This is a genomic window from Effusibacillus dendaii, from assembly GCF_015097055.1.
Taxonomy (GTDB): Bacteria; Bacillota; Bacilli; order Tumebacillales; family Effusibacillaceae; genus Effusibacillus; species Effusibacillus dendaii.
Map to the genome: position 1 here is coordinate 2,944,970 of NZ_AP023366.1, position 14,514 is coordinate 2,959,483.

A 14,514-nucleotide genomic window follows, 5' to 3' on the forward strand; every position below is an offset into this window, starting at 1 on the left:
TCCTGTCTGCTGCATGTTTCTCCGTTTATCGTATATCCTAATGGCTGCTGACATATACTGTATAACACTTTTTGCAGAGGTAAGTTGTACCGATGAAAGGGTGACGTTATTGAACGTAATTGCAATCGGCACCGAGAAGATGTTTGACTCGTTGGCCCGCTGTTTGGATATAGGTCTGCAAGAACTGCATCAATACTCGATCGAGGCTTCTACAGGAAGATGTGAAAAGGGAACCCAGTGGTACTATACGATCGAATCAAAAAACGCTCAGGATCACTTGAAAGTCCGGCAGACAGTTGCCAAATGCATGGCCGATTTTTTAACCGACCAATGGGCGTCCGATTGGTTCCGTAAGCGAATTCAGACAACATATAGCTATTATGATGTTGATGAGCTCGTCTATCTGACGAAAACGGCAGTCCAATTTCTGCAATCGTATCGTCGGCCGAGTTCGCGATTGTTTCGCAGGGCGGAATTGGAACAGGAACTGACCATTTATTTGCAGGAACACGCGGTACTGCATATAGAAGGACTGATACGTTTCCGACTGAACGAATTTATCACCGATCTTCAAAAAGCAATGGAATACGCGATTGACAGAGACCTGATGGATCGGGAGTATCAGGAATTTGTCAAACTGCTGCGCCATTTTTTACAAATGCAAAAATCCCGGTCTCCTTTAGTTCATCTGGTTTTGACAGAAGAAGCCATACAGTTGGTTGATTATGACGGAATGCCGATCACGGATGAAGACCTGCAGCGTTTTTCGGAAGGTCAGCCAGACGATGATTTACAGCAGGAAAACATGCTGATTTCGACTCTGATTACGTTGGCGCCGTCCCATGTCAAAATTCATATGCCGATCGAGTTTTCTCACTTCGAAATTTTTTCCGATATGGTCAAACAGGTATTTCGGGACCGTGTATTGTACTGCAAAGGATGTTCCATTTGCCAGCCTGTGTTTGAAGTGCCGAATCTGCAGGAACAGCCGCCACTTGACTATTTAACATAAACAAATTATGATCTTGAATGAAGTATTGAAAAGCGAAAGCACAAAAGCGCAATTAAGGACGTTTCATCTGTACAACTGGCAGAGAGAGGGTGCCGTGGCTGCAAGCACTCTTCAGTAACGGCGGATGAAAAACCACCTTATAGCTTCCCGAAGGAACACTCTGCCTTGTAGGTGGACAGTATTTCGGGACGGATCCCCCACGTTACAGGGGTTAATAAGAATTTAACCGATCTTGGTTTATTTGCGCGGTTGAATTGAAACAAGGTGGAACCACGTAAGCAGTACGCTTTCGTCCTTGCAGGCTTCTAATGTCTGTTTGACGAAGGCGTTTTTAATTTCCTGACCTGCACGCAAAAAACGATAGGAGGGTATAGCAAATGACTGTCGATGCAGAGAAAGAAATTCAAGTCGAACTAAAAGACGGTACCGTTAAAATCTACCCGAGAGGGACAACCCTACTGGAAATTGCAGGCTCCTTGTCACAAAATCTGAAGAAAAACGCGCTTGTAGGGAAGTTGAACGGCAAGTTGGTCGATCTAAACACGCCTGTCATTGAAAATGCGAAAGTGGAACTGTTCACATATGACGATCCGGAAGGTCTTGAAACCTTGCGGCACTCAAACGCCCATTTGATGGCACAGGCGGTTGCCCGTTTGTGGCCGGGAGTGAAGTTTGCCATCGGCCCCGTCATTGAAGACGGTTTTTACTATGATTTTGCCGATCATTCATTTTCCCCTGATGATCTGCCGTTAATTGAACAGGAGATGCAAAAAATTATCAAAGAAGATTTGCCGATCGTCAGGGAAGAAGTCTCTCGCGAAGAAGCGTTAAAAATGTTCAGCGAACGGAACGACCGCTTTAAGGTGGAAATTATTAACGATCTGCCGGAGGATACGGTGTTGTCCGTGTATCACCAAGGAGAATTTACCGACCTTTGCACCGGTCCCCATGTGCCTTCTACCGGAAAAATCAAATCGTTCAAGCTGCTTTCGATTGCCGGTGCTTATTGGCGGGGCAAAGCGGAAAATGAAATGCTGACGCGTATTTATGCGACCGCATGGCCAAAGCAATCGCAACTGGACGAGCATCTGCAGCGGCTGGAAGAAGCGAAACGGCGTGACCATCGACGGATCGGCAAGGAATTGAAACTGTTTACGTTGACAAAAGAAGTCGGACAAGGGCTGCCGCTGTGGCTTCCTTACGGAGCACGCATCCGCCGCACCATCGAGCGCTATATCGTTGACCTGGAAGAAAGCCTTGGTTATGAACATGTATACACACCGCATATGGCGAATGTGGAATTATATAAAATTTCCGGACACTGGGATCATTACCATGAGGATATGTATCCGCCCATGGAAATGGATAACGAGCAACTCGTATTGCGTCCGATGAATTGCCCGCACCATATGATGGTTTATAAAAATGAGCTGCACAGCTACCGTGATCTTCCGCTACGCATTGCGGAACTGGGTACGATGCACCGTTACGAAATGTCAGGGACGCTGTCCGGATTACAGCGGGTCCGCGCCATGACATTAAATGACGCGCATATTTTCTGCCGACCCGATCAGATCAAGTCGGAGTTTAAGAAAGTAGTCGAACTGATCCAACGCGTATACCGTGATTTTAAAATCAAAGATTACTGGTTCCGGCTTTCCTATCGGGATCCGAAAAATACAGAGAAATACTTCCAAAACGATGAAATGTGGGAGAAAGCCCAATCGATGCTGAAAGAAGCGATGGACGAAATGGGCCTGCCCTATGTAGAAGCGGAAGGGGAGGCAGCCTTTTATGGACCGAAACTGGACGTTCAGGTGAAAACGGCCATCGGCAAGGAAGAAACTTTGTCGACTGCGCAGCTTGATTTTCTTCTGCCGGAACGGTTTGAATTGGAGTATGTCGGTGAAGATGGCAAAGCGCACCGTCCAGTCGTAATTCACCGGGGAATCCTCAGTACGATGGAGCGCATGACCGCCTATTTGATCGAGGTGTATGAAGGGGCGTTCCCGCTTTGGTTGGCGCCTGTTCAAGCAAAAGTACTGACGATTTCACCGCAATTTGAGGAATACGGTCAACGGGTGTTCGATTACTTGCACAGCAAACGGATTCGGGTTGAACTGGATAATCGGAATGAGAAAATCGGTTATAAAATCCGGGAAGCCCAAATGCAAAAAGTTCCCTACATGCTTGTCGTGGGGGCACAGGAAGCGGAAAACGGAACGGTTTCCGTGCGAAAGCGCGGGGCAGGCGATCAAGGATCGCATAATTTGGAGGAATTGGCCAACCGAATGGTAAAAGAGATCGAAGAACGGCAATGAGGATGTCCCCCGTAACGGGGGGCGTCTTTAACAGCTTGGAAAGTATAAAAATGTGATATTCCATCACTATTTTTATACTTTCGGCTGTCGAAAAAGGCTTCCTCTATTAGACGCCGCTTCTTCTTGAATATGCTTCGGTAGAAGCCTTTTTTATAAAGTTTCGCTGCTTCCATTAGTTTGGTAAGATTATCCTGTTTAAACAGATTAATGATGGATACTTGTTTGTTGGATATCCTATGGAAAAGGATTTTTGAAAAGAGAGGAGAACCAGATGGCGCAACGTCTAATGGCAAGGTGGATGACTCCCGCCCGGATACTGACAGTTGGATTTGCATCCTTGATTTTTTTGGGAGCGTTCCTGCTCAGCTTGCCGATTGCCTCGAAAACAGGACAAGGTCTCAATTTTATGAATGCGCTGTTTACAGCTACATCGGCCGCCTGTGTGACCGGGTTGGTGGTAGTGGATACTTTGACGCAATTCAGCCTCTTCGGTCAAATTGTGATTCTTTCGCTGATTCAGATAGGCGGATTAGGTTTCATGACCGTGGCCACGTTTATCATTATCTTCACAGGCAGGCGAATTGGCTTGCGGGAACGGTTGGTGATCCAGGAAGCACTCAATGTCAACTCGTTGGAAGGCGTCATCCGATTGGTACGCAATATCGTATTGATCACAATGGGAATTGAATTGGTGTGTGCTGCCATTCTGGCGTTTCGTTTCTCGTATGATATGCCAACTGTACGTGCTATCTACTATGGTGTGTTTCACGCAATTTCTTCCTTTTGCAATGCCGGCTTTGATCTGTTCGGGGACTTTAGGAGCTTGACCGGATATGTGAACGATCCGATTGTGAACATTGTCATTATGGTATTGATAATACTGGGCGGTTTGGGGTTTACCGTAATGGTTGATTTATGGAGAGTTCCCAAGGGGGAGCGGTTATCCGTACACAGCAAACTGGTGCTGCTTACAACGGCGGGGTTGTTGGTATTCGGCGCCATTGGGTATCTGTTGTTGGAGATGAACAACCCGAAGACGCTGGGAACCTTGGGGTGGGGGGACAAACTGCTTGCTTCCCTGTTTGCTTCAACAACCGCACGAACGGCAGGTTATGCGACGATCGACTACGGATCCCTGTCCGACTCTTCTCTTTTATGGACGATTCTCCTGATGTTTATCGGTGGGTCCCCGGGGTCGACGGCGGGCGGGATTAAAACGGTTACAACGATCGTGATTCTGCTGTACGTCTGGTCGGTCATCACAGGCAAGGACAGTACCGTTGTCTTCCATAAACGAATTGATCCGAAAACCATTTATAAATCGTTTATCATTACAGTTATAAGTGCGATTTTATTGATAGCGGTCACTTTTGCACTCACTATCTCAGAACATCATATTGCATTTATCCGGCTTTTATTTGAAGCGACATCTGCTTTTGGTACGGTGGGGCTGTCAACCAATTTGACGCCTGAACTGTCACCGTTTGGAAAATTGCTGATAACTGTGATGATGTATATTGGACGGGTCGGGCCTTTAACATTGACGCTTGCTTTGACGGCACGCGGACAAGATAAGGCGTTGATTAAATACCCGGAAGAAAAGCTTTTTGTCGGATGAGGAGGCAAGGATATGGCGAAACAATATGCTGTGATTGGCATGGGCCGCTTTGGCACCAGTGTGGCCAGTGAACTGTATGAGATGGGTTATGAAGTGTTGGGCATTGATACGAACGAGGATAAAATACAGGATGCGGTTGATTTTGTAACTCATGCGGTCACTGCCGATTCAACCGATGACAATGCTTTAAAAGCGCTTGGAATCCGCAACTTTGACGTGGTCGTGGTGGCGATTGGAGCCGATATCCAGGCTTCTATTTTGACGACTTTGATTTTAAAAGAGCTTGGCGTTAAAAAGATTGTGGTGAAAGCGCAAAACGAACTGCATGGAAAAGTGCTTACCAAAATCGGTGCCGATAAAGTTGTCTATCCGGAACGCGATATGGGTATTCGTGTCGCTCACAACTTGATTTCCCCCAATATTTTGGATTATATTGAGCTGTCGCCGGAATACAGCATGATTGAGATTGTCGCCAACCATAAAATGGTCGGTAAGACCCTGCAGGAAACCGATATCCGCAAAAAATACGGCTGTACCGTTATGGCCATTAAGCGTGGTGAGGACATCAATATTTCACCGTTGGCTAATGACCGGATCGATCAAGGGGATATTTTAGTTGTAATCGGGAAAAATGATGACTTGCAAACTTTGGAAGAAGAAGCATAGAAAGGTTGAAGAGTCTTGGAACTCATCACATCAGCAAAAAATAATCGGGTGAAAGACTGGGCAGCACTGAAACAGAAGAAATTCCGCGACCAAACAGGATTCTTTATCATCGAAGGTATTCGCCTTGTAGAAGATGCGTTGGAATCGAACGCGCCAATTGAAGTGGTTTTGCTTGCGGAAGATCTGATTGTGAGCGGAAAAGCGGACAAGATCATTAACTTGTCAGATTCCCTGCAAATCGAACAGATCAAAGTGAGTCAAGCGGTGATCGAAAATGTGGCAGACACGAAAACGCCACAGGGTGTGGTCGCAGTGGCCAGGCAGTATCAACACCAGCCAGCCGGTTTGATTGAAAGCCGTAAACAGTCTCTTTTCCTGGCGATTGATTCTATACAGGACCCAGGAAATTTGGGAACTATGATCCGTTCCGCCGATGCGGTTGGAGCGGGCGGCGTATTTGTAGGGAAAGGAAGTGTGGATCTCTATAATCCGAAAGTAGTCCGGGCGACAATGGGATCTTTGTTTCATCTGCCAGTTATGGAAGTCAATTTGGATGAATTGTTTCCTCTTTTAAAAAGACACGATGTGACCATAATCGGCACGTCAGTCGATCACCATGAAGATATTTATTCGGTGGATTTGACGGGCAGTATTGCAATTGTGATCGGTTCAGAAGCGCATGGTATTTCCGAGGAAATTCGACGGCATATCGACAGATGGATGTCGCTTCCCATGCCGGGGAAGGCGGAATCATTAAATGCTGCAATCGCTTCCAGTGTCGTTCTTTATGAAGCGTTGCGCCAGCGAAGGATGTAATGCGGAGACACGATTATTTGAAAATGGAGTTGGACAAGCTACCCTTTAGGGGGTGGTAGTGTGCGGTACGGAATGATCACATCTTTTTTGATCAAATGGGTCGCAGTAACAGCCGCCGTTTGGTTCACCAGTCTGTTTTTCCCGTTGCACGGGACAATGAACTTCGGCCATGTACTGCTGATCGGAACGGTTATCAGCATTATCGGATATATTTCAGATCTTGTAATTTCGCCTGCCGCTAACCAGATGGTGGCGATCGTCGCAGACTTTGTTTTAGCTGCGTTGATTGCTTATATGGGCAATTACCTGTTATTCGGAATGAATGTCACCTGGACATTCGCTGTAATTCTGGGCCTCATCGTGGCGGGGGTAGAGATTTTCTATCATGCGAAGTTTGTCACGGCCGTAAACCGGCGATAGGCGAAGTTTCAACGATTAGGGCTTGCATTCAACATGTGACTATACTATACTGAGTAGCAAATTCCAAAGATTGAACAGCAATGCAGGAGAGAGTACGGGCAACCATACCTTGCAGGGAGGAGACGTCACAGACTGAAAACGTCTCTAGGGCATGTTGTTCGGAAGTTCACTCTGTAGCTGCCACCTGAACCCAATCGCCTGTGTGGGATTGAAAATTAGGGCTGGCCGTATGTCCACGTTACGGATTGTAAAGTGAAGCAGCAAGCTGCTTAACAAGGGTGGTACCGCGGATGCATAACCTTTCGTCCCTTTTTTGGATGAAAGGTTTTTTGTTTTGTAGAAGAGAATTGGGGAGGATCGTTTGCATGAAGGAGCAATTGGAAACATTGCGGCAGAAAGCTTTGGCCGAATTGGCAACCTGTTCGGGACAGGCCGAACTGAACGAATGGAAAGTAAAGTATCTGGGCAAAAAAGGTGAATTAACTTCCATTATGCGTTTAATGGGACAACTGTCGGAGGAAGAGAGGCCGCAGATCGGGCAGTGGGTAAACCAGGTGCGGGCAAAACTCAATTCCGCATTTGAACAGAAAGAATTGAGGTTAAAACAGGCCGAACTGGAGCAGCGGCTGAAATCGGAATCGATTGATGTCACACTGCCGGGTCGAACGGTGCAGGTAGGCGGTATTCATCCGCTCACACGCGTGATACAAGAAATGGAACAGATTTTTATTGGACTGGGGTTTGAAATTGCAGAAGGACCGGAAGTGGAAACCGATTATTATAATTTTGAGGCGCTTAATCTTCCGAAAAACCACCCTGCCCGAGATATGCAGGATACGTTTTATTTGACCGAAGAAATTTTGCTGCGGACGCATACGTCGGGAATTCAGGTTCGGACACTGGAAGCCAAAAAAGGCGAGGTGCCCGTCCGGATTATTGCGCCTGGACGCGTCTATCGACGGGATGATGATGACGCAACCCATTCACACGCGTTTACGCAGGTCGAAGGACTGGTTGTCGATAAGGGCATCCGGATGAGTGATCTGAAAGGAATTCTCCTTGCATTTGCCCGCCGCATGTTCGGGGCGGAGCAGCAGATCCGGCTGCGTCCGAGTTATTTCCCGTTTACCGAGCCGAGCACGGAAGTCGATGTAAGCTGTTATGCGTGCCAGGGAAATGGATGCCGAATTTGCAAGCACACGGGCTGGCTTGAAATTTTGGGAGCCGGTATGGTGCACCCAAGAGTGCTCGAAATGGCAGGGTATGATTCGGAAACTTACACCGGGTTTGCTTTCGGTATGGGAGTGGAGCGAATAGCCATGCTGAAATATGGGATCGATGATATTCGGCATTTTTATGTAAATGACGTTCGCTTTCTGAAACAATTTGCGAATCGGTTTTAAAGGGGGGGATTCAATTGAAAATCTCATACAAATGGCTGCAGGATTATGTTGACTTAGGGGCGGATATGACACCGGAAAAATTGGCCGAGCTCTTAACTGACCATGGAATACCGGTCGAAGTGATCGAACGGCTGAATAAAGGCGTACACAATGTGGTGGTGGGCCATGTAGTTCAGACTGAACAGCACCCGAATGCGGATAAATTGAAAGTATGCCGTGTGGATGCGGGGCAGGCGGAACTTTTGCAGATTGTGTGCGGCGCCCCCAATGTAAAAGCGGGACAAAAGGTGCCTTGTGCCTTGCCGGGAGCGGAATTGCCGGGAGATATCAAAATCAAACGGGCAAAATTGCGCGGTGTTGAATCACAGGGGATGCTCTGTTCAGCAGCGGAATTGGGGCTGGACACCCGTCTTTTGCCCAAAGAACAAACAGAGGGACTCTACATTCTGCCGGAAGATGCGAAACCGGGTGAGTTGATCGAGCCGTTGCTGGGTCTGGATGATGTAGTGCTCGAACTGGAACTGACCCCCAATCGCGCGGATTGCTTGAGTTATCGCGGTGTGGCCTATGAAGTGGCAGCCATTCTCAATCGAAAAGTGAAATTTGAAGGGCCCGTTTCCATTCCTGTCACAGAGCCAGCAAACAGTTCGGAGCAAGTAAAAGTTGAAATTCAATCCGATAATTGTACTCAATACAGTGTCCAAGTTGTGAAAGGCATTCAAGTAGCTCCGTCGCCTCTGTGGCTGCAGACGCGTTTGTTGACCGCCGGGATTCGGCCAATTAGTAATATTGTCGATGTGACCAACTACGTTATGTTAGAATACGGACAGCCTTTGCACGCATTTGATTTGTCGCAAGTCAAGGAGTCAACCATTATTGTCAGACAGGCCAAAGCAGGAGAGCGGATCGTTACGTTAGACGGGCAAGAACGCCAGTTGGATGAATCGATGTTAGTGATTGCCGATCCAGAGCGGGCAATCGGTCTGGCAGGCGTAATGGGCGGTGAAAACTCGGAAGTGAGGGAGCAAACCTCTATGATCGCGTTGGAGTCGGCCTATTTTGATCCGGGAACAACAAGACTTACAGGGAAAAAATTAGGTCTTCGTTCGGAAGCCCAAATGCGTTTTGAAAAAGGGATCGATCCGTCCATTATGCGCTCTGCTTTGCTGCGTGCCGCACAGTTGATGGCCGATTTAGGCGGCGGTCAGGTGGTGGGCCAACCGGTGGAAATTATCTCGCGCCCTGCCCAGGAATTGACGATCGATCTGCGTATTACGCGCACCAACCAGATATTGGGAACCAATTTGTCAGCAGAAGTCATACAATCGTTTATGCAAAGACTTGGCTTTGCGGTTTCCGAACGGGATGCTGACACACTTGCCGTCACAGTCCCAGTCAGACGTACGGATATATCGCGGGAAATTGATCTGATTGAGGAAGCCGCAAGACTTTACGGATATGATAAAATCTCTACCACTATGCCTGTCGGGGTACTGTCGCAGGGCGCCTATACGGGCGGGCAATGGCTGCGTCGAACCATTCGTGAATTATTGAGTGGAATGGGACTGCTTGAAATTGTCACTTACAGCTTTACAAGTCCCGGTTCTTTGCAACCATTGTCTCTGGCTGACGAATCGCCGCTTCGAAAACAGATTCCGCTTGCTTTGCCGATGTCAGACGAACGAAAAGTACTTCGCACCACCATGTTGCCAAGCCTGGCGGAAGTGGTTGGATACAACTTAAACCGAAAAAACAATGATTTGGCATTGTTTGAAATAGGCACGGTGTTCCATCCCAACAGCCTTCCAATTACAGAGCAACCGCTTGAAAAAACGAAATTGGCGGCCATTCTGACGGGGGGGTTCGGTTCGCAGAACATTGGCGAGAAACCGCGCAAGGTTGATTTTTACACAGTCAAAGGAATTGTCGAAACATTACTTTCCCAACTGGGAATCACAAACGTTGTGTATAATTCAGATGAACGGCCTGGCATGCATCCCGGCCGAACAGCGCGGGCAGTCGTCAACGGCACAGAGATTGGATTCTTCGGAGCGCTGCACCCGCTGGCGGAAAATACGTGGGGGTTGAAAGAAACCTATTATTTGGAATTGGATGTAAACACGCTGCAGCAGTTCAGCCGTTCAGCTATCGAATTTCGGCCATTGCCGAAGTTCCCGGCTATTGAACGGGATCTGGCTGTCGTTGTAACGTTGGATATTCCAGCAGGTTCACTGGAGCAAACAATTCGGGAAGCGGCTGGCGATCTGTTGAAAGAAGTTCGATTGTTTGATGTCTATCAAGGAGAGCAAGTGGCTGCAGGCAATAAGTCGGTTGCGTTCTCTCTGGTGTACCGTGCGGAAGACCGAACTTTGACAGACGAAGAAGTGCAGGTAAGGCACGATCAGGTTGTTCAATCCCTGCGCGAAAAATACCAGGCAGAACTTCGGGCGTAGGCAGTTGCAGGAGTTTACTCTTTCTGAAACGAATTTATAATAGACGGTGTAAAGGGGGCGATCCCTTGCAGAAAGAGAATAATCGGATTCGGGTTGATATTTACGGGATGGAGTATCAACTGCGCGGAAAAGCGTCGGTAGATCACCTGCGCTTGGTGGCTGGCCTCGTGGATGACAAGATGCGCGAGATTGCTGGCGCAAATCCGCGTCTTGATTTAAATCGTCTCGCCGTTCTGGCAGCTGTCAATATCGCGGACGAATATATGAGATTGCGGCAGGAATATGAGGAACTGCTGAAAATTCTGGAACGTGAGCCGGATCGGCCACAAGGGAGATTGGATTTGTGACGACCGCAGATATCATTTTGTCGCTCCTTTTGCTGTTGTTTGTTTGGAATGGGTACAGAACGGGATTGGTACAACAGATTGTTGGATTTGTCGGCGTTTTTGCCGGTTACTGGGTGGCTAAAACATACAGCCCAAATGTAACGCCTTTGCTTCAACAGCTAGGCGGAAACGTGCTGATGTCATCGAGCAGCGTTCAAAAAACGGTGGATTCCGGCATGGCGCCTTTGATCGCTCCTCTCATGCAGAATGGGTACGGCGTGTTGGCGTTTATTCTGTTATTTGCGGTAACGGTTCTTGTAATTCGGATTGTCGGCAGGTTTCTTGGCATATTTGTCAGACTTCCAGGTCTGTCGTTCTTGAACCGAGTTTCAGGACTGGTCGTGGGTTTGGTAATCGGTGTTTTGGTGCTCGTTTTAGTGGTCAATGTAGGAGCATTTTTGCCAGTAGATGCCGTTCAAACGGCGCTGCAAAAGTCACAAATTGCCCATGCCCTGCAGCAGGCGCAAATAAGTGGCATTTTGTTCGGCAAAGTCGGGAAATAAGAGCATTTTTGGCAAGCATACTGCAACAAAAGACTGTCGAATGCCGACAGTCTTTTGTTATAAGCGCGAAAACGATTAGTCGTTTCGTGGGCGATCGCCAAATCCTTGGCCTCTTACCACATCTCCCGGCACAAACAAATCGATGATTCCGATAATCAGGGAAGCGAGCAGTGCCCCCAAAATAGTGACCCGCATGCCGGGGATAAACCATTGCGCAATATAAATCACAATGGCAGAAGATATAAATCCTGAAATGCCTCTTGCATACGGAGACCGCCTTTCGCCGAACAAACGCTCAACTGCCCATCCCAATACGGCGATCACAACAGCCGCCAACAGGGCTGTCAAAAAGGTCAAACCACCAAACCCCGGTACTAAAAAGCCTACAAACATAAGAACCAAGGCCGAAACCACAAACCGGACAATGGTACCCAAAATATTCATTTTGATTTGCCTCCTTTTGGTTAGAATCGTTACAATAGGTGAGAGATACCTCAATGAATATTGTTACCGATTTGTTCCGAACTATGGCTGTCAATTGTTTGTACAGGAGGAAAAAATTCATGAACCAACGAGTGCTGCAAGTACTCGAATACCATAAAATCAGAGAAATGCTCGTTGCCAAAGCAAGTACCGCAATCGGCAAAGAATTGGCAGAACGCATCGAACCGTTTGTTTTATTGTCTGACGTGCAGTCCGCTTTAGACGCTACAGAAGAAGGAAAAACGGTATACCGTTTAAAAGGTTTGATACCTTTTGGCGGGATCCGGGATATTCGGCAGTCGGTCAAACGTTCCGCCGTCGGCAGTACGCTGGATGCGGCAGAACTTCTGGACGTTGCGGACACGATCGCAGCCAGCCGCCGTCTTCGCAAGTTTTTGCTGGATTTGGCGGAACAAAATCCGCTTCCTATCCTGCAAGGGTGGGCGGAACAATTGGTAGAAATGCGTTCCCAAGAAGAAGAGATCCGATCGGCCATCGATCAAAATGGGCAAGTGGTGGATCACGCATCACCAGAACTGTATCGAATTCGGGGTGAAATGCGCAGTCTGCAGGCAAGAGTTCGGGAAAGATTGGATTCGATGCTGCGAAATCCGGACTATCAGAAAATGATGCAGGATGCAATTGTTACAATTCGCAATGATCGGTACTGTATCCCTGTCAAAGCGGAACATCGGGCAGCTTTTGGCGGCATTGTACATGACCAATCCGCTTCCGGCGCAACTCTGTTTATAGAACCGGCTGCTGTCGTTTCCTTAAACAACAGTTTGCGGGAAATGGAGACGAAGGAACGCCGCGAGATTGAGCGTATTTTAAGCAGATTGACGGCTGTGATTGGCGCCGAAGCGGAAGTGCTGAAAATCGGTCTGGAGGCACTTGCCCAGATCGACTTTATTATTGCCAAAGCATTGTTGGCGCATGAAATGAAAGCGAATCCGCCCATTGTCAATGAGGAGGGACGGATTCGTTTGAAAAACTCGTTTCACCCTCTGTTAGACCGGCGAATAGCCGTTCCGATCGATGTCCATTTAGGGATTGATTTTAGCATGTTGCTGATTACCGGACCCAATACGGGCGGTAAAACGGTCACTTTAAAAACGATCGGACTGTTAGTCTTGATGGCTATGTCAGGGCTGCAGATCCCGGCTGACGAAGGCAGCGAGATCTCCATTTTTGAAGAAATTTTTGCGGATATTGGTGACGAACAGAGCATAGAGCAGAGTTTGTCCACGTTTTCCAGTCATATGAAGAACATCATTGGGATTTTGGAAAGCGTAAACTTTCGCTCCCTGGTGCTGTTTGATGAATTGGGGGCAGGTACCGATCCGGCAGAAGGCGCCGCATTGGCCCAGGCGATTTTGGAATTCTTGCGGAAGCGTGGGGCCAAAGTGGTCGTCACCACGCACTATAGTGAGTTGAAAGAATATGCGTACACGCAAAAGGAAGCGATGAACGCATCTGTCGAATTCGATTCGGAAAGTTTGCGGCCTACCTACCGCCTGTTGGTTGGTGTCCCTGGCAGGTCAAACGCATTTGCCATTTCGCAAAGGCTGGGGCTGCGGGAAGAGATCGTGAAGGATGCCCAGTCACGAATGAACCGTCAGGATGTACGGGTAGACGACCTGATTCGTCAGTTGGAAGAAAATCGGCTGCAAGCTGAAAGAGAAAGACAGGAAGCGGAGCGCGTCCGCAAAGAAATGGAACAGCTGCGTGCCCAATTGGATAAAGAACAAGAACAGTTCCTTCTGGGACGAGACCGGCTTGTGGAACAGGCGGAAGAAGAGGCGCGCCAAATCGTCAAAAAAGCGGATCGGGAAGCTCAGGAAATCTTACAGGAACTGCGCCGCATTCGCCAGCGGGAACAGGCCAATTTTAAAGAACATGAACTGATTGAACTCCGCAAAAAGTTAGAATCGGCGGCTCCTGCCAGAAGAGAGCGGCGAATCCAAAGAAAGTCGGCCGAAAGAAAGGAAATCCGACCGGGGGATACAGTCCAAGTGCTAACGCTCAATCAAAAGGGTACGGTGCTTGAGGTAGGGCCTGATGAATTGCAGGTACAAATCGGTTCAATGAAAACGAAATTGAAACTTTCATCGGTTGAAAAGCTGGCAGAGCCGAAGAAGCAGGAAACACGCGGAATCGTCAGGCGCAAATCGGATGAACCGACCCGTCTGGAGTTGGATTTACGGGGCACTACAATCGAAGAGGCGAAATATGAAATTGATCGGTATCTGGATAATGCGGTCATGGCGGGATTGTCACAAGTTTCTATTATTCATGGCAAAGGAACGGGTGCTCTAAGAGCTGGCGTGCAGGAATTTTTGAAGGCGCATCCACAGGTTCGATCCTTTCGCAACGGGGAACATGGCGAAGGGCATACAGGTGTAACGATTGTGACGTTGAAATAATGGATCC

The 14,514-nt window shown here is 48.0% G+C and carries 12 protein-coding genes and 1 other annotated feature; of the genes, 11 read left to right on the top strand and 1 reads right to left on the bottom strand.

The features are described from left to right. The first annotated feature begins 109 nt into the window (after positions 1–109). The 10 genes from ytxC (at position 110) to skT53_RS15765 (ending at position 11,598) form a co-directional block, all read left to right on the top strand. Positions 110–1,012 (top strand): putative sporulation protein YtxC, encoded by a 903-nt coding sequence (gene ytxC, locus skT53_RS15720; protein WP_200758748.1) that lies wholly within the window; start codon positions 110–112, stop codon positions 1,010–1,012. 377 nt (positions 1,013–1,389) lie between these two features. After that, on the top strand, positions 1,390–3,333 hold the full coding sequence (gene thrS / locus skT53_RS15725) for a threonine--tRNA ligase (protein ID WP_200758749.1): 1,944 nt from the start codon (positions 1,390–1,392) through the stop codon (positions 3,331–3,333). Between the two features lie 271 nt (positions 3,334–3,604). Next, positions 3,605–4,951, top strand: a complete 1,347-nt coding sequence (locus skT53_RS15730; protein WP_200758750.1) for a TrkH family potassium uptake protein — start codon at positions 3,605–3,607, stop codon at positions 4,949–4,951. Positions 4,952–4,963: 12 nt separating this feature from the next. After that, on the top strand, positions 4,964–5,617 hold the full coding sequence (locus skT53_RS15735; RefSeq protein ID WP_200758751.1) for a potassium channel family protein: 654 nt from the start codon (positions 4,964–4,966) through the stop codon (positions 5,615–5,617). A gap of 15 nt (positions 5,618–5,632) precedes the next feature. Further along, entirely contained in the window at positions 5,633–6,433 is an 801-nt protein-coding gene (locus tag skT53_RS15740; protein WP_200758752.1) for a TrmH family RNA methyltransferase, read from the top strand. A 60-nt stretch (positions 6,434–6,493) separates the two neighbouring features. Next, positions 6,494–6,853, top strand: a complete 360-nt coding sequence (locus tag skT53_RS15745) for a DUF2512 family protein (RefSeq protein WP_200758753.1) — start codon at positions 6,494–6,496, stop codon at positions 6,851–6,853. A 71-nt stretch (positions 6,854–6,924) separates the two neighbouring features. Then, positions 6,925–7,166 (top strand) — a binding site (T-box leader). Between the two features lie 52 nt (positions 7,167–7,218). Continuing rightward, positions 7,219–8,256, top strand: coding sequence for a phenylalanine--tRNA ligase subunit alpha (pheS, locus tag skT53_RS15750; protein WP_200758754.1), 1,038 nt, complete (start codon positions 7,219–7,221; stop codon positions 8,254–8,256). Between the two features lie 14 nt (positions 8,257–8,270). Further along, entirely contained in the window at positions 8,271–10,709 is a 2,439-nt protein-coding gene (gene pheT, locus skT53_RS15755; protein WP_200758755.1) for a phenylalanine--tRNA ligase subunit beta, read from the top strand. Positions 10,710–10,774: 65 nt separating this feature from the next. Further along, the gene (zapA, locus tag skT53_RS15760; RefSeq protein ID WP_200758756.1) at positions 10,775–11,056 is read left to right on the top strand and encodes a cell division protein ZapA; all 282 of its coding nucleotides are present in this window, start codon (positions 10,775–10,777) and stop codon (positions 11,054–11,056) included. Continuing rightward, the gene (locus skT53_RS15765) at positions 11,053–11,598 is read left to right on the top strand and encodes a CvpA family protein (protein ID WP_200758757.1); all 546 of its coding nucleotides are present in this window, start codon (positions 11,053–11,055) and stop codon (positions 11,596–11,598) included. Before zapA ends, skT53_RS15765 begins: the two co-directional genes overlap by 4 nt. A 75-nt stretch (positions 11,599–11,673) precedes the next feature. Here skT53_RS15765 and skT53_RS15770 read toward each other — a convergent pair whose 3' ends face one another. After that, positions 11,674–12,042 carry a phage holin family protein gene (locus skT53_RS15770; protein WP_200758758.1) on the bottom strand — a complete coding sequence of 123 codons (369 nt, stop codon included), beginning with the start codon at positions 12,040–12,042 and terminating at the stop codon, positions 11,674–11,676. Positions 12,043–12,161: 119 nt separating this feature from the next. Between skT53_RS15770 and skT53_RS15775 the strand changes: the two genes are divergently transcribed. Beyond that, entirely contained in the window at positions 12,162–14,507 is a 2,346-nt protein-coding gene (locus skT53_RS15775) for an endonuclease MutS2 (RefSeq protein ID WP_200758759.1), read from the top strand. The last annotated feature ends 7 nt before the right edge of the window (positions 14,508–14,514 follow it).